The sequence below is a fragment of the Kitasatospora misakiensis genome, assembly GCF_042656005.1.
GTDB classification, from domain to species: domain Bacteria; phylum Actinomycetota; class Actinomycetes; order Streptomycetales; family Streptomycetaceae; genus Kitasatospora; species Kitasatospora misakiensis.
Map to the genome: position 1 here is coordinate 1 of NZ_JBHSOF010000017.1, position 18,134 is coordinate 18,134.

The window sequence follows — 18,134 nt, forward strand, 5'->3', positions numbered from 1 at the left end:
TGGCCCAGCCGCCCCACCACCCGGCGTCTCAAGTGATCCATTTGCCGGTCGGTCTAAGGCAGCGTGAGCAGCCGGGCGGCGGTGTGCAGGTCGGCCCGGACCTCGGCGATCGAGGCGCGGCCGGAGAGCCAGGCGACCAGCGCCGCGTGCCAGGTGTGCTCGATCACCCGGACGGCGGCGCGCTGCGTCTCGGTGGGCGGTCCGGACTGCCCGATGGCGTCCAGGATCAGCTGTCCGGTGGTGGCGGAGACCTGGTCCACCTCGGCGCCCACCGAGCGGTCGGCGAAGGAGAGCGCGCGGACCATCGCCTCGGCCAGCAGCGGCTCGCGCTGCAGCGCGTGGAACGCCCGGGTGAGCGTCTCGGCGACCCGCGGCGCCGGTTCGCGCTCGGTCGGCGGGTGCCGGCGGACCTGCTCCTGGAGGCCGCGCAGCTGTTCCAGCATGACCGCCACCAGCAGGTGCACCTTGGAGGGGAAGTACCGGTAGAGCGTGCCGAGCGCCACCTGCGCGCCCTCCGCGACCTCCCGCATCTGGACGGCGTCGTACCCGCCGCGGGCCGCCAGGACGGTCGCGGTCCGCAGGATCCGCCGCCGCCGTTCGGCCTGCCGGGCGGTGAGCGGCGGGGTCGCCCCGGGGACGGCCGCGGACGCGGGCGGTGCGGCCGGCGTGGGCGGCGGTGAGGACGGTGACGGCAAGGACGCTCCCGGGCGCGAGAAGTGGTGGGCTGCTCCGGACGGGGACGGACAGAGAGGGAAGGGACGGGCTGGGACGGGTGGGGCCGGACGGACGGGCACGGGCGGGTGTGGCACCCGGGCGTGGCGCGAATCACCAGCCCTGGATCCGGAGCGGATGCTACGGGCCGGTATCTTCGAGGTCTCTCATTGTTCACGGGGCAGCTGGTGAACTCCACACCACACTGAAACCTGATCTACTTTACCGACCGGCAGCACAGACAGCAGCAGAGATGAGGGCCGACGATGACCGCGCAGCCGCTGCGGATTGCCCTGCTCTCGTACCGCGGCGACCCGTTCTGCGGCGGTCAGGGCGTCTACGTACGGCACCTCTCCCGTGAGCTGGCCCGCCTCGGCCACCACGTGGACGTGATCGGCGCCCAGCCGTACCCCGTCCTGGACGAGGTCGAGGGGCCGGGCTCGGTCCGGCTGGTGGAACTGCCCAGTCTGGACCTCTACCGCGCCGACGACCCCTTCCGCACCCCGGCGCGAGAGGAGTACCGGGGGCCGGTGGACGTCCTGGAGTACGTCACCATGCGCACCGGCGGCTTCCCCGAGCCGCTGACCTTCTCGCTGCGCGCCCGCCAGTACCTGGCCCGGCACCGCGGCCGCTACGACGTGGTGCACGACAACCAGACGCTCGGCTACGGCCTGCTCGGCCTGGCCCGGCACGGCTTCCCGCTGGTCACCACGATCCACCACCCGATCACCGTGGACCGCCAGGTCGAACTCGACGCGGCGGCCGGCCGGCTGAAGCGGCTGTCGCTGCGCCGCTGGTACGCCTTCACCCGGATGCAGCGCCGGGTCGCCACCCGGCTGGAGCACATCATCACCGTCTCCGGCACCTCCAAGCGCGAGATCGCCGAGCACCTGGGCGCCGCGCCGCACTCCGTCTCGGTGGTGCCGATCGGCGCCGACACCCGGCTCTGGTCCCCGTCGGACGCGGTGGCCCGGGTGCCCGGACGGATCGTCACCACCTCCAGCGCCGACGTCCCGCTGAAGGGCCTGGTGCACCTGGTCGAGGCGCTGGCGAAGGTCCGCACCGAACGGGACGCGCACCTGGTCGTGGTCGGCAAGCCGCAGAAGGAGGACGGCCCGATCGCCCGCGCGGTGCGCGCCTTCGGGCTGGAGCGGCACATCGAGTTCCGGCACGGCCTGACCGACTGGGACCTGGTGGACCTCTACCGCTCGGCCGAGGTGGCCTGTGTGCCGTCGCTGTACGAGGGCTTCTCGCTGCCGGCCGCCGAGGCGATGGCCACCGGCACCCCGCTGGTCGCCACCACCGGTGGCGCGATCCCCGAGGTGGCCGGTCCGGACGGCGAGAGCTGCCTCGCGGTGCCCCCGGGCGACGCGGACGCGCTCGCGACGGCGCTCGGCCGGCTGCTGGACGACCCGGAGCTGCGGGCCGCGCTCGGCGCGGCGGGCCGGGAGCGGGTGCTCGCCCGGTTCACCTGGGAGCGCGCCGCCGAGCTGACCGTCGAGGGCTACCGGGCCGCGATCGCCACTGGGGCCGGCCGCCGGGCCCGCTCCGGCCCGGGCTGGCGCTACGTGGCCTGACGGCGTCCGCCCTACGGCCGGGACGCTGCGGCCGGGACGCCGCCGCCGGGCGGGCGGCGCGGGCGACCGGCCGCCGCACCCGTGGCCGCGCCGGGCGGCCCGCCCGACCGCCCCGGCCGCGCCTCCGCGTTTTCCCTGGCTCGGCGTCAGGAACCTTGGGTACCGAAGGAATGGGAGTCCGCAGTGCTGACCGTTGATTTCTCGCGCTTCCCGCTCGCCCCCGGCGACCGGGTGCTCGACCTGGGCTGCGGCGGGGGACGGCACGCGTTCGAGTGCTACCGGCGCGGGGCCAATGTGGTCGCCCTCGACCAGAACGCCGAGGAGATCGCCGAGGTCAGGAAGTGGTTCGCCGCCATGGAGCAGGCCGGCGAGGCGCCGGAGGGCGCGTCCGCGGTCGCCATGGAGGGCAACGCGCTGGCCCTGCCGTTCGAGGACGACTACTTCGACAAGATCATCATCTCCGAGGTGATGGAGCACATCCCGGACGACAAGGGCGTGCTCAACGAGATGTTCCGGGTGCTCAAGCCCGGCGGCCTGCTCGCCGTCACCGTGCCGCGCTGGCTGCCCGAGAAGATCTGCTGGGCGCTCTCCGACGAGTACCACGAGGTCGAGGGCGGCCACATCCGGATCTACCGGGGCGACGAACTGGTCGGCAAGCTCAAGGACGCCGGCCTGGAGCCGTACGGCACCCACCACGCGCACGCGCTGCACTCGCCGTACTGGTGGATCAAGTGCGCGGTGGGCGTCAACAACGACAAGGCGCTGCCGGTCAAGGCCTACCACCAGCTGCTGGTCTGGGACATCGTCGGCACCCCGGTGATCAGCACCCTCACCAAGGCCGCCGAGCGGGCGCTCAACCCGGTCATCGGCAAGAGCTTCGTCGCCTACGCCGCCAAGCCCCACCGGGCCGGCGCGGGGCGCGGCGCCGAGGGCGCGGGCGGGGCGGAGTGACCGCCGCCGTCCCCGAGGTCCTGCTCCTCGACGGGGTGCTCGACGCCGAGCAGGCCGCCGGCACCGTCCGCAGCATCCTCGCCGAGCAGCAGCCCGACGGCGCCATACCGTGGTTCCACGGCCACCACCTCGACCCGTGGGACCACACCGAGGCGGCGATGGCGCTGGACACGGCCGGCGAGCACGCCGCCGCCGAGGCCGCCTACCGCTGGCTGGCGGCGCGCCAGAACCCGGACGGCTCCTGGTACGCCGCGTACGCCTACGGGCAGTCGGAGCACGCCGACGGCGAGGTCTGCGACGCGGCCAAGGAGACCAACTTCTGCGCCTACGTGGCGGTCGGCGTCTGGCACCACCACCTCTCCACCGGTGACGACGCCTTCCTGGACTGGATCTGGCCGACCGTCCGGCGCGCGCTGGACTTCATCGTCGCCCAGCGGCTGCCCGGCGGCCCGATCGCCTGGCGGGTCGACGAGCACGGCCGGGCCACCGACGAGGCGCTGCTCACCGGCTCGTCCAGCATCCTGCACGCGCTGCGCTGCGGGCTGGCCGTCGCCGACTACCTGGAGGAGCCGCAGCCCGACTGGGAGCTCGCGGCCGGCCGGCTCGGGCACGCCGTCACCCACCACCCCGAGCGGTTCCTCGACAAGGGCCGTTACTCGATGGACTGGTACTACCCCGTGCTCGGCACCGCGCTGCGCGGCCCGGCCGCGCAGGAGCGGATCGCCCGGGACTGGGACCGGTTCGTCGTCCCGGGCCTGGGCGTGCGCTGCGTCGGCGACCGGCCCTGGGTCACCGGCGGCGAGAGCGCCGAACTGGCCATGGCGCTCTGGGCGATCGGCGAGTCGGACCGCGCGGTGGACATCCTGCGCTGGATCCAGAAGCACCTGCGGCACGAGGACGGCTCGTACTGGACCGGGTACGTGTTCGAGGACGACGCGATCTGGCCGGAGGAGCGCACCACCTGGACGGCGGGCGCGCTGCTGCTGACGGTCGCGGCGCTCGGCGGCGACCCGGCGACGGTGGCGGTGTTCGGCGGCGAGGAGCTGCCGACCGGGCTGGTGGTCCAGGACTGCTGCTGAGCGGCCGACCACAGCCGACGATATCCGCCGCGTGGAACGGCGAAGGGGCGGGACCGGAGAGATCCGGTCCCGCCCCTTCGCCGTACGGGGCGTCGGCGGGGTCAGCCGCGCTGGATGCCCGAGGGGTCGGCCAGCAGGCCCTGGGTGCCGTCCTGCAGCTGGGCGACCAGCGCGCCGCCGCGCTGCTCGACCGCCAGGTACCAGGTGCCGGGGACCAGCTCGCCGACCGGGGCACCGGCCGGGTTGTCCTTCGGGCTCAGCTGACGCGGCGCCGGGACGGCGAACCAGAACGGCGCGAAGTCCGCGGCCGGGGCCGCCGGCTGCGGCTGGGTGCCAGCCTGCTGCGCGGCCTGCTGGGCGGCGACGTCGTGCGGCTGGCCCGGGACCGGCTGGCCGGGCTGGCCGGCCTGCGCGGACGGGTAGCCGTAGCCACCGGGCTGGCCGAACGGCGGCTGGTTCGGGTCCTGGCCCGGGTAGCCGTAACCGCCGGGCTGGCCGGGCTGGCCCGGGGCGGGGTAGCCGCCGGCCGGGAAGGCCGCCGGGGCGGCCGGCTTGTCGGTGACCAGCGGGGTCTTGAGCACCGGGATCAGCTGGCCGCCCGCGGCCGCAACGGCCAGCACGACCAGCGCGATGACGGCGAGCCAGGCGCCGAAGCCGTGGCCGATGCCGTCCATGCCGCCGCCGAGCGCCCACAGCGCGGTCCACAGCGCGGCCACCGAGAAGGCGATGCCCCACTGGTCCAGGCGCAGGCCGAGGATCTGACGGTTCGCGGCCGCCTGGCCCTGGAAGCGCTGGATCAGGATGAGGGCGGCGGCCAGGATGCCGAGCAGGAAGACCGAGGGCAGCACGGGGAACAGGACACTGTCCCAGGCGTTCGTCGAGGTGTCGCCGCAGTACCTGCCCTTGCAGTCGACGGACCAGTACGGCAGGAAGGAGGCGATGAAGAGCAGGACGGCCGCACCTGCGACGGCGGCGTCTCCCTTGGTGAGAGCGCGCAGATTCACTAACGTTCCCCTCGTTGGTGTGTCGTGGTCGGCGGTTTTCGTGTCGGCGCTCGGCCGGTGTTCGTCGGCGCCCGTCCGGTCGGCTGACCGGGCCGAAAACTCCGAACGGACCAGAAGCCTAGGGCCAACGGCCTCCCAGGTGCACGGCGGGCTCGGGAACGGGGCGAAGTCGTTGCAAACCGCGCGGTTCCGACCCCGGTTGTTTAGTGTTCCGTCAACCGGTCCGCCGCGCCGTCAACCGGTCCGCCGCGCCGTCAACCGGCTCGCCGATCCGTCGACCGGACCGCCGTCCGCCGCCGGGCGGCCTCCTACCGGGTGGTCAGGAACGAGGTCAGCGCGTCGGCGATCCCCTGGGCGGCCTGTTGGCGCCACTGAGGATCCGTCATCCGACGGGCGTCCGTCGGGTTGCGCATGTTACCGCACTCGATGAACACCTTGGGCACGGTCGAGAGGTTCAAACCGCCGAGGTCCGAACGGGTGTCCAGGCCCTGGCTCGCGACGTAGTCGGCGTACGGCTCGCCCGTCGCCGCCCGGAAGCCGTCGCGCAGCAGCAGGCCCAGCCGGTGCGAGGGTTCGACGATCGCGGAGGTGTTCGCCTTCCCGGCGGTCACCTTGGCGGGCATGATCACGTGGAAGCCGCTGCCGCTCGCCGGGCCGCCGTCGCCGTGCACCGAGACCGCGGCGTCGGCGTGGGCGGTGTTGCCGATCCGGGCGCGCTCGTCGATGCACGGCCCCCACGGGCGGTCGCCGTCGTGGACCAGCACCACGGTGGCCCCGCGGGCGGTGAGGATCGCGCGGGCGCGGCGGACCACGTCGAGGGAGTACTCGGCCTCGGTGTAGCCGGCGTTGGTGCTGGTGCCGGTGGTGTCGCACTCCTTGCGGGTGTTGCCTATGTCGACCTTGCGGTTGATCTCGGTGGTGTGGGCGGAGTTCCCGGCGTTGTGGCCCGGGTCGAGGACGACGGTGCGGCCGGTCAGGGTGGTGGTGGTGGTGGGGGCAGGGAGCGGGAACGCGGGGGCGGCGCTGCCGTTGCCGGGGGTGGCGGCAGGGGTGGGCGCCGTCGACGCGCCGGGGGTTCCGAAGCCGGGCGTTCCGAAGCCGGGGTTCGGGGCGGCGGGCGTACCGGTGCCGGCGGCGGCCGGGGTGGCCGGGTCGGAGTCGCCGAGGGCCTGCCGGCCGAGCCAGCCGGCCAGGCCGAGTACGGCGAGTACGCCGACCGCGGCCGCGGTGCGCAGCAGCGCGGAGCGGCGGCGCTTCGGGGCGGCCGGGCGCTCGGCGTCATCGGTGATGGTGGAGGTGGCCGTGGGGGCGGCGGGGTGATCGGTGATGCGCGTCACGGGTGGTTCAGATCCGGTCCTGGGTGCGGGGGGTGAGTCCGAACTGGTCGGCGATCGCCTTCCACTTCGTGACGAAGTCCTTCTTCGCCTGGGTGGCCTGCGGGTTGAGCTCGTCGGCGCGCTTCTTGTCGGCGGTGTTCGGGGCGCTGCCCGAGCAGCCCTGGGTGGAGACCGTCCGGGCCCAGCTCGCGTACGCCCGGTCGATGTCGGCGGACAGCTGCCAGGCGGACTTCAGCGACTGCACCGCCTCGGCGCCGCCCGGCAGGTCCGCGACGCCCAAGGTGCCCAGCTTGGTGAGGAGTTGGTCGCGCTGCTTGGCGCCGTTGTCGAACACCTGCGCGGCGGAGTCGATGTCGGGCTTGGCCGGGCAGCTGTTCACCTTGGCGACCGCGCTGCCGATCGGGGCCTTGGCGCCCTCGCCCTGGGTGAGCAGCTCGTCCAGGGCCTTGGCCTGGGCCGGCGCGTTGGGGCCGCCGGCGGCGGTCGGGCTGGGGGTGCCGCTCGGGCTCGCCGCGGGGTCGGTGGCGGCCGGGGTCGGCGCACCGGCGGAACCGGTGGGGGCCGGGGCGGGCTGCGGGTTCCCGGAGCCGGTGGTGGCGGCGGAGGAGGAGGGCGCGGGGCCGGCCTGGTCGGTGGTGGAGCCCTTGTCCCTGACCGCCCAGAGGATGCCGCCGCCCAGGGCCAGGACGAAGAGCAGGGCGAAGGCGATCAGCAGCGGCGCGCGCCGGCTGCCGGGGCCCTCGTCGTCCTCGGCCGCCTCGTAGCCGGTCGGGTAGTCGTGGGGGGCCTGGCCGTAGCCGTGCTGCTCGTAGCTCTGCTGCTCGTACGCGGCCTGGCCGTAGCCCTGCTGACCGTAGCCCGGCTGGTCGTAGCCGGGCTGGTCGTAGCCGTACGGGGCCTGGGCGTGGCCGTCCTGCGGCGGGTACGGCGGCTGCTGGGCCGGCCGGGGCGGGCCGTAGGGCGCGCCGGGGGCCGGCCCACCGGGGGCGACCTGCGGGAACGCCGGGGCGGTCGGGGCCGCGGCGGACGGCTGCGGCGGCGCGTTCCGGGGCGGGAAAGCGCCGGGTGCGGCGGGCTGCGGCGGGAGCGGGTGCGGGATGAGCGCCGTCGGGGCGTCGTCGTCGTGCGGTCCGGCCGGGGGCGCTGGCGGGCCGGCGGGCCGACCGGGGGCGGCCGGCGGGGCGGCCGGCGGGGCGGTCGGCGGCGCGCCCGGCGTGGCGGGCTGCTGGGGACCGCGCACCCAGCCGCCCGCACCGCCGCGGGCGGTCGGGTCCCAGACCGCCGGAGCGGTGTTCTGCTGGTCGGTCATCTGTGCCTGGCCCCCACGGTCTGCCCGGGCCTGGTCCGCCCGGGTGCTCTGCTGGTGTCGTGCGGCCGCGCCGCGATCGCGGGCGTCCGCGACCGCGCGGACACCGTAACCGTTCGCGCCCCCGCCCGGCAGTCCCGGCACGACGTTAGAGCATCCGTGATCGGCCGTGGGGCGGGTCGGCCGACTCCGGACACCCCGCGGACGTCGTCCGGGAGCGTCCGCCGGGGTGCCGGGTGGAGTGCCGGGCGGGAGCTGCGGAAACCGGTCCGACCTGCGGTTCTCAGCCGGCGGCGCGGCGCAGGACGCGCAGCGAACCGGTCACCGAGACCTCCTCGAAGCCCTCGGCCAGGGCCCGCAGGTACACGCGGTAGGGAGCCTGGCCGCCGTCGGCCGGGTCCGGGAAGACGTCGTGGACGACCAGCAGGCCCTCGGGTGCCAGGTGCGGCGCCCAGCCCTCGTAGTCGGCGGTGGCGTGCTCGTCGGTGTGGCCGCCGTCGATGAAGACCAGGGCGAGCCGGCCGCCCCACAGCGCCGCGATCCGGGGCGAGCGGCCGACCAGGGCGATCACGTGCTCCTCCAGACCGGCCGCGTGCAGCGTGCGGCGGAACCGGGGGAGGGTGTCCATCCGGCCGACCTCCGGGTCGACCAGGGTCGGGTCGTGGTACTCCCAGCCGGGCTGCTGCTCCTCGGAGCCGCGGTGGTGGTCGACGGTCAGCGCCATGGTGCCGGTCTCCCGGGCGGCGGCGGCCAGCAGGATCGCCGAGCGGCCGCAGTAGGTGCCGATCTCCAGCACGGGGAGCCCGGTCCGGCGCGCGGCGGTCACGGCGGCGGCGTACAGGGCGAGGCCCTCGTCGACGGGCATGAACCCGGTCGCGGCCTCGAACGCGGCCAGCACCTCGGGCTGGGGGCGCGCGGTCTCCAGGAGGTCGGACATGGTGCTGCTCCTCGGCGGGTGGTCCGATGGTCGGGCGGTCTTACTGGCCGTCGGACCCTACTCGACAGTTTGAGCTCGGCTCGCCTCCGCCCCCAACCCCGGTCGGACCGGTCGGACCGGGGTCGGGGGCGGGCAGGTCAGCCGGCGAGCAGGGTGCGGGCGACGCGGCTGCGGTGCGGGGCGAGCTCGGCGTCGATGGCGGCGGCCTCCTCCGGGGTGCAGCGGATCGCCGCCGGGACGGGCGGGCGCTCCGCGAGCAGCGCGATGCGCAGATGGGTCGGCGGGTGCGAGGCGTCCACGGCCTGCCCCTGCCGGCGCGAGCGGCGGAGCAGCCGCTCGCGCTCCAGCGGCGGGATCGCGGCCAGGTGCTCGCGCAGCCGCGGCCAGAGCGCGTCGGTGTCCGGCCCCGCCGGGGTGTCCCCGCGCCGTCCGGACCGGGGCCGCGACTGGATCTCGGCGCGCAGCCGCATGGTCACCGTCCCGGTCGCCGCGGCGAGCAGCCCGACGGTCAGGCCCTCGCGCGCCGCCTCGGTGGACCCGACCCGGGCGCCGAGCTCGTCGGCGTGGTACTCGGCCTGCTGGCCGGCCCGCGCCGTGAGCCGGTCGAGCACGAAGAACGCCCGGTACAGCACCCGGCTGAGCAGGTGCAGGAAGGCGTTGCCCAGGTAGTCGCCGATCAGCGACAGCAGCGCGACCACGCCGTACCCGCCCCTGGTCCGCTCGCGCGGCAGGCTGAGGTCGTACCAGTGCGCGAGCGAACGCATCGCCGAGCCGAGCCAGAGGCCGCGCCGGTAGTCGCCGTTGACCCGGTGGGCGAGCTCATGGCCGAGCAGCGCGATCCGCTGCCGCTCGTCCAGCGCCTCCCAGAGCGGCAGGCCCACCGTGAGCACGGACGTCCGGCGCAGGCCGACCACCGCCATGCTCGCGTTGAACGCCTCGTCGACCTGGATCACCCCGACCGGCGGCGCCCCGATTTCGGCGGCGATCCGGTCGGTCAGCCCGTACAGGGCGGGTGCCTCGGCTCGGTTCAGGACGCCCGTGCCGCTCGGCGCCCGGCCGAGGCGCGGGCGGAGCAGGAAGGCGACGGCGAGCAGCAGTGCGCCCAGGCAGCGCAGCGGTGTGTTGCCGGTGACGAGGAGCCAGGCGCCCGAACCCGTCACGGCGAGGGTGACGAGGTGGATCGGGACGGCCAGGGCCGAGGCGGCGAGCCAGTCCCGGCGGGTGGTGTCGGCGCGGCCGGCCACGACGTCCTCGAACAGCCGCTCGGTCCGCTCGGCCGCCGCCCGTTCCCGGGCCAGCTCCTTCGGGCTCCTGGCGGCGTCCTCGGCAGCCTCCTCGGTGGGGAGGAGGTTCCACTCGCAGGCCGGGCACCAGGCGGTGAACCGGGGGTCGGGGTCGACCGGCGCGGAGCACTCGGGGCAGTGGCGCGGGCGGCCGTCGGCGGCGGGGGAGGTGGAGGTCGCGAGCGCGGACGGTGGGGGAACGGTGGGGTTCGGCACGGCGGACGATCATGCCAGTGGTGCGGACGGCGGCGGAAGACCCGGCGGCCCCTGTTTTCGGGGGCTCGTACGCGGCGCCCGGGCGCGGGCCGGGGCAACTGGAACGCGTTCTACCTCGCGGGCATGATCGCGCACCGGGTCGCCCTGGCGGAGGTCAACGAGGCGCTCGCGCAGATGCGCGGCGGCGAGGCGCTGCGGACGGTCGTCACGCTGGGCTGAGCGGGTCGCGGCGCGGTGACCCGGTGGCCCGGACGCGGCGCGGGGCCCGCCGGGCGTTCCGGCGGGCCCAGTTACCCCGGCCGGCCGGTGCGCAGGAAGCCGGCGAGCAGTTCGTGCAGCACCGCGCCGCCCTCCTCGGCCAGCGCCTCGTGCCCGGCCCCCGCCGCCTCGACGTAGCGGAAGTCGGCCCCCTCGGAGCGTCCGATCCGCAGCAACTCGTGCCGCAGCGAACGGGACTGGCTCACTGGCACGACCTCGTCCCGGTCGCCGTGCACGACCAGCAGCGGCGCCCCGATCCGGTGCGCGAGCTGGAGCACGTCGCGCGGTCCGCGGGCGTCGGAGATCGGCTCGCCGCCGCCCAGGCGGGTGGTCAGCGCCCGGACGGCGGTGGAGGCTTCGGCCTGCAGCCGGGCGCCGGACAGGAACGGCGCGACCACCGCGCAGCGCGCCACCTGACCGGCCGGCGCGTGGACCGCCGCCAGCAGCGCGAGGAACGCGCCGTAGCTCACCCCGAACAGGGCGGGCGGCTCCAGTCCGAGCGCGGCGCGCTGGCCGGCGATGCCCTCCAGCAGGTGCAGGACGTCGTCGAGGTCGGGCCCGCCCCAGGCACCCCGGATCGCCATCGCGTGCGCCACCCCGTACCCGGTGGAACCGCGCTGGTTCGGCGCGAGCACGGCCAGGCCCTCGCCGGCCATCCGTTGCAGCGCCGGGTCGAACTCCAGCCGCCAGGCGTCCGCCGGGCCGCCGTGCAGGGCGAGTACCAGGTGGGGGCTGCTCAGCCAGGCGTCCCCGCCGTAGACCACGGCCTCCAACGGGCCTGCAGGGCCCGAGAGTTCGAGGCTCTGGGCGGGGTGCCAGCGGCCGCCGTCGCCGGGCTCGGTGGAACCGTCGAGCCGCCATCCACGCGGTGTCGTGCCGGGGCGGCTCCTGGTGCCGCCGGGCTGCCAGGGCAGGACGGTGTCCCGCCACGGCCCCGGCAGGCCGGAGCCCAGCGGCGCCAGTTGCAGGGGCAGCGGCACCGGCCCCGAGGTGGCGGCGACCGGCCCGTGCGAGAGCAGCGCGTCCACGTCCAGGGTGGCGAGCGCGGCCGGGTGGTCGGGCGCCGAGTACGGCATCCGCAGACCGTCCGCCGACCAGTGGCCGACCGCGCCGAGCCGCCCCGGCGGGACGGGCAGCGGGTCCAGCCGGCCGGTGGCGGGCCGCCAGAGGGCGAGCGAGCAGCCCGCGCCGTGGTCGATCTGGATCGCCACCCGGGGCCCGTCGGCGGCCGCCCGGAGGGCGACCGGCCGCAGGAACATGCCCGCGACGTGCAGCACCTCCGGGAAGCGCAGCGGGTCGCCGCCGCCCAGCACGCCCCAGCCGATCCGGTCGCCGCCGGGCGCGTCGCTGCGCACCATCGCGAACCGGCTGTCCGGGTCGAACAGCGCCAGCCGGTCGTTGCTGCGCTCGCCGATCTCCAGCAGCGGGGTGACGGCGCCGGTGCGCAGGTCGAGCACCACGGTGCGGACCAGGCCGTCGCGCACCCGGTCGAGCGCCAGCAGCGCGCCGGCCCGGTCCAGCCAGGCGCCGCCGCTGTGCAGGCCCGGGATCTCGGCGACCCGGTGGGGCGCGGAACCGTCGGCCCGCACCTGCCAGACGGTGGTGGCCGGTCGGGTGTCGCTGCCGACGGCCAGGGCGACCGGCGCCCGGGGCCCGGTCGGCGCGCCCTCGGGGAGCGGCAGGAGGCGGAGCCCCGGCATCCGCAGGGTGGCCAGCGGCCGTTCGGCGGTGACGGGGCGGCCGTGCTGGTCGGTGGCGGCGGAGAGCGTCACCAGGTCGTGCCGTTCGCCGTCGCTCCGGCGGACCAGCACCGAGCCGTCGGGCAGGGCGACCAGTTGCGAACGGAGGTCCTCGGAGCGGTTGCCGGGCAGCGGGAGCCCGGTCGGCCGGGCGGGGCCCTGGGCCGGGAGCTGCCAGCTCTCCGCGTACCAGCCGCCGTCGGCGGCGGAGGCGAGGCAGGCGGCGTGGCTGCCGTCGGCGGCGAAGGTGAAGCCGATCCGGCGCAGCGCCTGGGCCACGGCCCGGACGGCCACGTTCACGGCGCCACCACCCCGCCCAGGCCGGGACGGGGACCTGGCACCCTGTCCGTACCAGGGCTGGAGCGCTCCGCCGCGTCGAACGGGGTCGGGTCCACCCAGAGCCGCGGACCGCCGTGCCGCAGCCGCAGCAGGAAGGCCAGCGCACCCGCCGTCCCGGTGCCGTAGGCGGGCGCGCACCCGGTGCCGGTCTCGTCCGGCAGCACCAGCAGCCCGTCGCGCAGCGCCGAGCGGGCGGCGATCAGCAGGCCCGACTCGACGGCCGCAGCGCGGAAGCCGGGGTCGCCGGTGGCCTCGGCGAGGTCGAGCAGGAACTCCCCGTCGCCGGCCAGTCCGTGGCAGGCGCAGACGCCGCTGTGCCAGCGCCCGGCGGTCACCGCCCGCCCGGCGGCCAGCGCCAGCCGGTGCGCGTCGGCGTCGCCGGTGGCGCGCCAGAGCCGCAGCAGGAAGGTGCCGGCGCCGGAGGAGCCGTTGCACCAGTGGGCGAGGCGGACGTGCGCGGGGTCGTCGGCGCTCCGCGGCCACCAGGCGGCCGGTACGTCCTCGGCGCCGACCGGGCCTGCGGAGTTCGGTGGGTCGAGGCGGGTGGTCGGGCCTTCGGGGCCCGGCGGGTCGAGGCGGGCGGTCGCGGTGAGCGTGCGGCCGGCGGCGCGGGCGCCGTCGAGCAGCACGCCGTCCCCGGTGGCCCCGGCCGCCGCGAGCAGGAAGGCGCCGACCCCCGCGACCCCGTGCGCGAACCCGAGGTGGGTGATCCCGGCGAGCGCCGAGTCGAAGTCCTGCGGCACCGGCCACACCACGCCGTACGGCGTCTGCCGCGCGGAGGCCAGGAGACCGTGGCCGCAGCGCGACGCCCGGGCGAGGAACTCCGCCGGCCCGGCCCCGCCGCCGGACACTCCCTCGGCGGCGCAGCGGAGTTGCAGGAACCCGGCGCCGGTCGCCCCGTGGCAGACGTCCGGGTTCGGCCACTCGACGGCGATCCGTCCGGCCAGCTCGGCGGCCCGCCCGGCGAGCGCGTGGTCGCCCAGCGCGCGGGCGGCGTCCAGCAGGGCCCAGGCGGCGCCGGAGCGGCCGAAGTGCAGGCCGGGCAGGACCACCGGTTCGGCGGCGCACCGGCGTTCGATCCATCCGGCGGCGGTGCGGGCGGTGGTCCCGGCGAGGGTGCGGACGTCCTCCGGCAGTCCGGGGGTCGCCGCCGCCCGGGCGAGGAGGGCGAGCACCCCGGCCGCGCCGTGCTGCACGTTGCAGGGGTCCGACCGCTCACCGGCCGGGACCACGGGCCACAGCCGGTCCGGCCGCAGCGGCGTGGCGGTGGCGGCGATGTGCCGCAGCCCGTCGTGCAGCACCCGGTCGAGGACCGCCGTGCCGCCGTCGCCGTCGCTGTGTACGAGACCCGGACCGTCGGTGGGGCCCTGCGCCGGTCGGCGGGGCGGCGGACGGTCAGGCACCGGTCGGTCCTCCGTCGGCCGGTCCTCAGCCGGCGCGGGACCGGGGTGCCGGAACGCCCCGCCGTGGTCCGCGCTGCCGGGCCCGTCGGGCGCGAGGGCCTCCCGGACCCGGGCCGGGTGCCAGCGCCGGTGCGGCTTCTCGGCGCGCAGGCCGAGGACGGCCGGGGCGAGCCGGTGGGCGGTGGTGCCGCAGCGGGCGGCGAGGGCGAGCCAGCGGCCCAGCCGGTCGGTGACCGGGCGGGCGTGCGGGAGGTCCTCGGGCAGCAGCGGGTCGTGGCCGGTGGCGAGCAGGAAGAGCAGCCCGCCGAGCGCGTACAGGTCGGCCTCCGGTTCGGCGGTGCGGGTGCCGTCGCCGCCGCGGCCCGCCGTGAGGCGGGCGAATCCGCCGATCCGCCGTTCGGGGGCCGGGGCCCCGGCGGCCGCGACCAGGGCGAGCCGCCCCGGCCCCTGCTCGGGTGCGCGGTAACCGGGCGTGCCGCCCGCGACGGCCCGGCTGCCGGCCTCGGCGGCCGGCGCCAGGTCGACCAGCCGCAGCGAGCCGTCCGGCTGGACGAGGACATGGCCGGGGGAGAGGCCGCGCAGCACGAGCCCCTGCTCGTGTACCCGTTCGACGAGGTCGAGCAGCGCGTGGGCCATCGGCTCGGCCTCGGCCCAGTCGACGCCGGGGCTGCCGTCGCGGCGGAGCCGGGCCGCGACCCAGTCGCCGAGCGGCTGTCCGGCGATTCGTTCCTGCACCAGGAAGAGCGAGTCGTCCTGCTCGACGAGTTCGACCGGTCGCGGGGCCAGGCCCAAGCCCTCCAGCCGGGCGAGCAGGGCGGCCTCGTGCCGCAGGGTGGCGCGCGCGTCCGTGCCGTCGCGGTCCACCTCGATGTGCGCGCGGGCCTGCTTGACCACGACCTCGGCGCCGCCGTCGGTGTCACGGCCGAGGAAGACGCCGCCCTCGATGCCGTGCCGGATCGCCGCGGTGACCACGTACCGGCCGGCGAGCAGCACGCCGCCGCTGCCGCGCCGCCGGGGTGCGGGCCGGCCGATGCCGGGCCGGTACCCGGGCCAGCCCCGGACGGCCATCGGCGCGCCGCCCACCGGATCCGCTGGGGCCGGACCCGCCGGACCCGCCACCGCCTGCGGCCCGTCGAACGCCCGGGGCCCGTCGACGCCCAGCGGGTCCCGGGCCCACGGCGGGCACCGGTACGCCTCCCCGCGCACGTCCTCGACCCGCTCGCCGTCCGGCCCGCGCAGCATCGACCGGTACCCGCCGTCGTTGCCCAGCTCGGCGCGCGCCGCGATGGCGCCGTAGCGGTAGTGGACGAGGCTGCCCGGCCGGTACGGGCGGTCGGAGAGCACCACGGGCCCGGGCAGGCCGTCGGTGGCGCGGTGCAGCGCGGCGGCCAGCCGCCGGAACTGCGGTTCGCCGGCCGGGTAGACGGTGATGAACTTGCCGGCCGAACCCCGGTCGCCGTGGCAGGAGTTGAGCTCGTGCAGCTGGGCCGGGCCGGCCGCGAAACGGAACGCGCACGGATCCTCGGCGAGGACTTCGGTGACGGCCGCGAGCACCGCGCCGCCGACCGCCGAGGCGGCGCTGACGTGGAGTTTCCAGCCCTCGTCGGGGAGTTCGCCCGCGGCCGGCCCGGCCGTGCACCAGAAGCCCTCGACGGTGACCCGCCAGTCGGTGACCCGCCCGTCGGCCCGCCCGTCGGCGGCGGCCAGCGCCGCCCGCGTCATCTCCGGCCACCGGCCGGCCGGGTCCGGCCCGTGGTCCGCCCAGCCCGTTCCACCGCCCGTTCCGCCGGCCGTACGCAGCGATGTGTCCGCCTCCATCCGCCACCACATCCCTTCGTCCGGCGCCGACGCGCCCTCTGCGGTGCCCACTGCTCCGGCACCGGGCGCGCGGCCACGGCCTGAATCGGTTCCTCGGAACTGCCCGGGTGCGTCGCCCCGGCGGTCGCCGGCGCCGTCCCGGCCGCGTCCGCCGCGGGGCCCGGTCCGGTCCGGTTCGGTCCACCCGTCCGGGCCCGGAGCTCCGGCGGGGGGCCTGCCCGACCCGCCGGGTCGGGGCAACTCCCGGTCGCGGAAGTGAAGTTACTTTCGGTAGCGAGGGGTGCTCAATCCGAAGCCGGTCACTTCACTCATAAGGGTGATCGGGGTGCCGGTTCGCCTGCGTGCGAGGGGTCCCGTGTGCGCGGCGCGCAGCCCTTCGTCCGGCGTGAACCGCGCTCGCGCGCCGGTCGAACGGGCGCCATCGCCCGCCCGCGCACACCTCCGTCGCGGGTTGACGCGCATCCGTGCGCCCCCGCCCAGCCCCCCCGCCCAGCCCCTCGCCCGGCCCCGGCCGCGCCCCCCGCCCGGCCGGGCGGACCGCCTCCCCCCGCGCGCACGGTAGTCTCGACAGGTGCCGAAACTGTCCGACGTCATCACCGCCCTCGAAGAGCTGTACCCGCCGCAGTGGGCGGAGTCCTGGGACGCCGTCGGCCTGGTCTGCGGAGACCCTCAGGCCGAGGTCCGCCGCGTGCTGTTCGCCGTCGACCCCGTCCAGGCCGTCGTCGACGAGGCCGTCGAGTGGGGAGCGGACCTGGTGGTCACCCACCACCCGCTGTACCTGCGCGGCACCACCACCGTCGCCGCCACCACCTTCAAGGGCCGCGTCGTGCACACCCTGATCCGCCACGGGATCGCCCTGCACGTGGCCCACACCAACGCCGACCACGCCGACCCGGGCGTCTCGGACGCGCTCGCCGAGGCGGTCGGCGTGACCGTGACCGGCCCGCTGGTCCCGGACCCGACCGACCCGCTGGGCCGGCGCGGCACCGGGCGGGTCGGCCTGCTGGAGCCCCCGCTGACCCTGGCCGCGTTCGCCGCGCAGGTCGCCGCGAGCCTGCCGGCCACCGCCACCGGCGTACGGGTCTCCGGTGACCCGAACCGCCTGATCAGCCGGGTCGCGGTGTGCGGCGGCTCCGGCGACAGCCTGTTCGCCGAGGTGCGCGCGGCGGGCGTCGACGCCTACCTGACCGCCGACCTGCGCCACCACCCGGCCTCCGAGGCCACCGAGGCGGCGCCGGTCGCCCTGGTCGACGCCGCGCACTGGGCCACCGAGTGGCCCTGGCTGCCCCTGGCCGAGCGGGCGCTGCACGCCGCCGCCGAGAAGCGCGGGTGGACCGTGGAGACCAGGGTCTCCGGCACGGTCACCGACCCGTGGACCGCGCACGCCCCCATGTCCTTCCCCGCCTGACCCGATTCACAGGAGCTCTCCGCTTGAACGCCGCGCCCGCCGACCAGATCCGCCTGCTCGACCTCCAGGCCATCGACTCCAAGCTCGACCAGCTGGCCCACCGGCGGCGCAGCCTGCCGGAGCACGCCGAGATCGACAAGGTCAACGCCGACCACACCGCGCTGAAGGACCTGGTGGTCGCCGCCCAGGCCCAGCACGGCGACACCACCCGTGAGCTGACCAAGGCCGAGCAGGACGTGGAGCAGGTCCGCGCCCGGTCCGCCCGCAACCAGCAGCGCCTGGACTCCGGCGCGATCACCTCGCCGAAGGACCTGGAGAACCTCCAGCACGAGATCGGCTCGCTGGCCAAGCGCCAGGGCGACCTGGAGGACGTCGTGCTGGAGGTCATGGAGCGGCTGGAGTCCGCCCAGACCCGGGTCACCGAGCTGACCGCGCGCCTGGAGCACTCCACCGTCGTGCTGACCGAGGCCGAGGGCCGCCGGGACGCCGCGTTCGCCGAGATCGACGGCGAGGCGGAGAAGGTCAGGCGCGACCGCGAGGCCGTCGCCGCCGTCATCCCGGCCGACCTCATGAAGCTCTACGCCAAGCTGCGCGAGACGCAGGGCGGCGTCGGCGCGGCCCGCCTGTACCAGCGCCGCTGCGAGGGCTGCCGCACCGAGTTCTCGATCACCGAGCTGAACTCCATCAAGGCCGAGCCGGCCGACAAGGTGGTCCGCTGCGAGAACTGCGGGCGGATCCTGATCCGCACCGCCGATTCGGGCGTCTGAC

At 76.4% G+C, this 18,134-nt stretch carries 13 protein-coding genes; 5 read left to right on the top strand and 8 right to left on the bottom strand.

All coding sequences use genetic code 11. The features are described from left to right. Positions 1–53: 53 nt before the first annotated feature. Positions 54–695: a TetR family transcriptional regulator gene (locus ACFP3U_RS15320; protein WP_380226051.1), complete on the bottom strand. Its 642-nt coding sequence runs from the start codon at positions 693–695 to the stop codon at positions 54–56. Between the two features lie 282 nt (positions 696–977). Here ACFP3U_RS15320 and ACFP3U_RS15325 point away from each other — a divergent pair, with 282 nt between their 5' ends. The 3 genes from ACFP3U_RS15325 (at position 978) to ACFP3U_RS15335 (ending at position 4,318) form a co-directional block, all read left to right on the top strand. After that, positions 978–2,288, top strand: coding sequence for a glycosyltransferase family 4 protein (locus ACFP3U_RS15325; RefSeq protein WP_380226052.1), 1,311 nt, complete (start codon positions 978–980; stop codon positions 2,286–2,288). A 183-nt stretch (positions 2,289–2,471) separates the two neighbouring features. After that, positions 2,472–3,239: a class I SAM-dependent methyltransferase gene (locus ACFP3U_RS15330; RefSeq protein WP_380226053.1), complete on the top strand. Its 768-nt coding sequence runs from the start codon at positions 2,472–2,474 to the stop codon at positions 3,237–3,239. Next, positions 3,236–4,318 (top strand): prenyltransferase/squalene oxidase repeat-containing protein, encoded by a 1,083-nt coding sequence (locus tag ACFP3U_RS15335; protein ID WP_380226054.1) that lies wholly within the window; start codon positions 3,236–3,238, stop codon positions 4,316–4,318. The genes ACFP3U_RS15330 and ACFP3U_RS15335 overlap by 4 nt, the downstream gene beginning before the upstream one ends. A 101-nt stretch (positions 4,319–4,419) precedes the next feature. On the opposite strand, the gene ACFP3U_RS15340 is transcribed toward ACFP3U_RS15335, so the two are convergent. The 7 genes from ACFP3U_RS15340 to lanL all read right to left on the bottom strand — a co-directional run bounded on the left by ACFP3U_RS15340 (position 4,420) and on the right by lanL (position 15,958). Further along, positions 4,420–5,322 carry a hypothetical protein gene (locus ACFP3U_RS15340; RefSeq protein WP_380226055.1) on the bottom strand — a complete coding sequence of 301 codons (903 nt, stop codon included), beginning with the start codon at positions 5,320–5,322 and terminating at the stop codon, positions 4,420–4,422. A 308-nt stretch (positions 5,323–5,630) separates the two neighbouring features. Next, positions 5,631–6,659, bottom strand: a complete 1,029-nt coding sequence (locus tag ACFP3U_RS15345; RefSeq protein WP_380226056.1) for an N-acetylmuramoyl-L-alanine amidase — start codon at positions 6,657–6,659, stop codon at positions 5,631–5,633. Between the two features lie 7 nt (positions 6,660–6,666). Further along, on the bottom strand, positions 6,667–7,968 hold the full coding sequence (locus ACFP3U_RS15350) for a hypothetical protein (protein WP_380226057.1): 1,302 nt from the start codon (positions 7,966–7,968) through the stop codon (positions 6,667–6,669). Positions 7,969–8,248: 280 nt separating this feature from the next. Then, a complete protein-coding gene (locus ACFP3U_RS15355; RefSeq protein WP_380226058.1) occupies positions 8,249–8,902 on the bottom strand; it encodes a class I SAM-dependent methyltransferase in 654 nt (217 codons plus the stop codon). A gap of 137 nt (positions 8,903–9,039) precedes the next feature. Continuing rightward, on the bottom strand, positions 9,040–10,401 hold the full coding sequence (locus ACFP3U_RS15360) for a M48 family metalloprotease (protein WP_380226059.1): 1,362 nt from the start codon (positions 10,399–10,401) through the stop codon (positions 9,040–9,042). 290 nt (positions 10,402–10,691) lie between these two features. Next, entirely contained in the window at positions 10,692–12,698 is a 2,007-nt protein-coding gene (locus ACFP3U_RS15365; protein ID WP_380226060.1) for a S9 family peptidase, read from the bottom strand. Next, positions 12,695–15,958 (bottom strand): class IV lanthionine synthetase LanL, encoded by a 3,264-nt coding sequence (gene lanL, locus ACFP3U_RS15370; protein WP_380226061.1) that lies wholly within the window; start codon positions 15,956–15,958, stop codon positions 12,695–12,697. Before lanL ends, ACFP3U_RS15365 begins: the two co-directional genes overlap by 4 nt. Before the next feature lie 571 nt (positions 15,959–16,529). Between lanL and ACFP3U_RS15375 the strand changes: the two genes are divergently transcribed. Both ACFP3U_RS15375 and ACFP3U_RS15380 read left to right on the top strand, forming a co-directional pair. Next, positions 16,530–17,366, top strand: a complete 837-nt coding sequence (locus ACFP3U_RS15375) for a Nif3-like dinuclear metal center hexameric protein (RefSeq protein WP_380226062.1) — start codon at positions 16,530–16,532, stop codon at positions 17,364–17,366. A gap of 23 nt (positions 17,367–17,389) precedes the next feature. Beyond that, the gene (locus ACFP3U_RS15380; protein WP_380226063.1) at positions 17,390–18,133 is read left to right on the top strand and encodes a zinc ribbon domain-containing protein; all 744 of its coding nucleotides are present in this window, start codon (positions 17,390–17,392) and stop codon (positions 18,131–18,133) included. The last annotated feature ends 1 nt before the right edge of the window (position 18,134 follow it).

Bases quoted from the DNA above. Each gene is read 5' to 3' on its own strand.
- ACFP3U_RS15355 (WP_380226058.1), bottom strand. From the start codon at position 8,902: ATGTCCGACCTCCTGGAGACCGCGCGCCCCCAGCCCGAGGTGCTGGCC.
- ACFP3U_RS15325 (WP_380226052.1), top strand. From the start codon at position 978: ATGACCGCGCAGCCGCTGCGGATTGCCCTGCTCTCGTACCGCGGCGAC.
- lanL (WP_380226061.1), bottom strand. From the start codon at position 15,958: ATGGAGGCGGACACATCGCTGCGTACGGCCGGCGGAACGGGCGGTGGA.
- ACFP3U_RS15350 (WP_380226057.1), bottom strand. From the start codon at position 7,968: ATGACCGACCAGCAGAACACCGCTCCGGCGGTCTGGGACCCGACCGCC.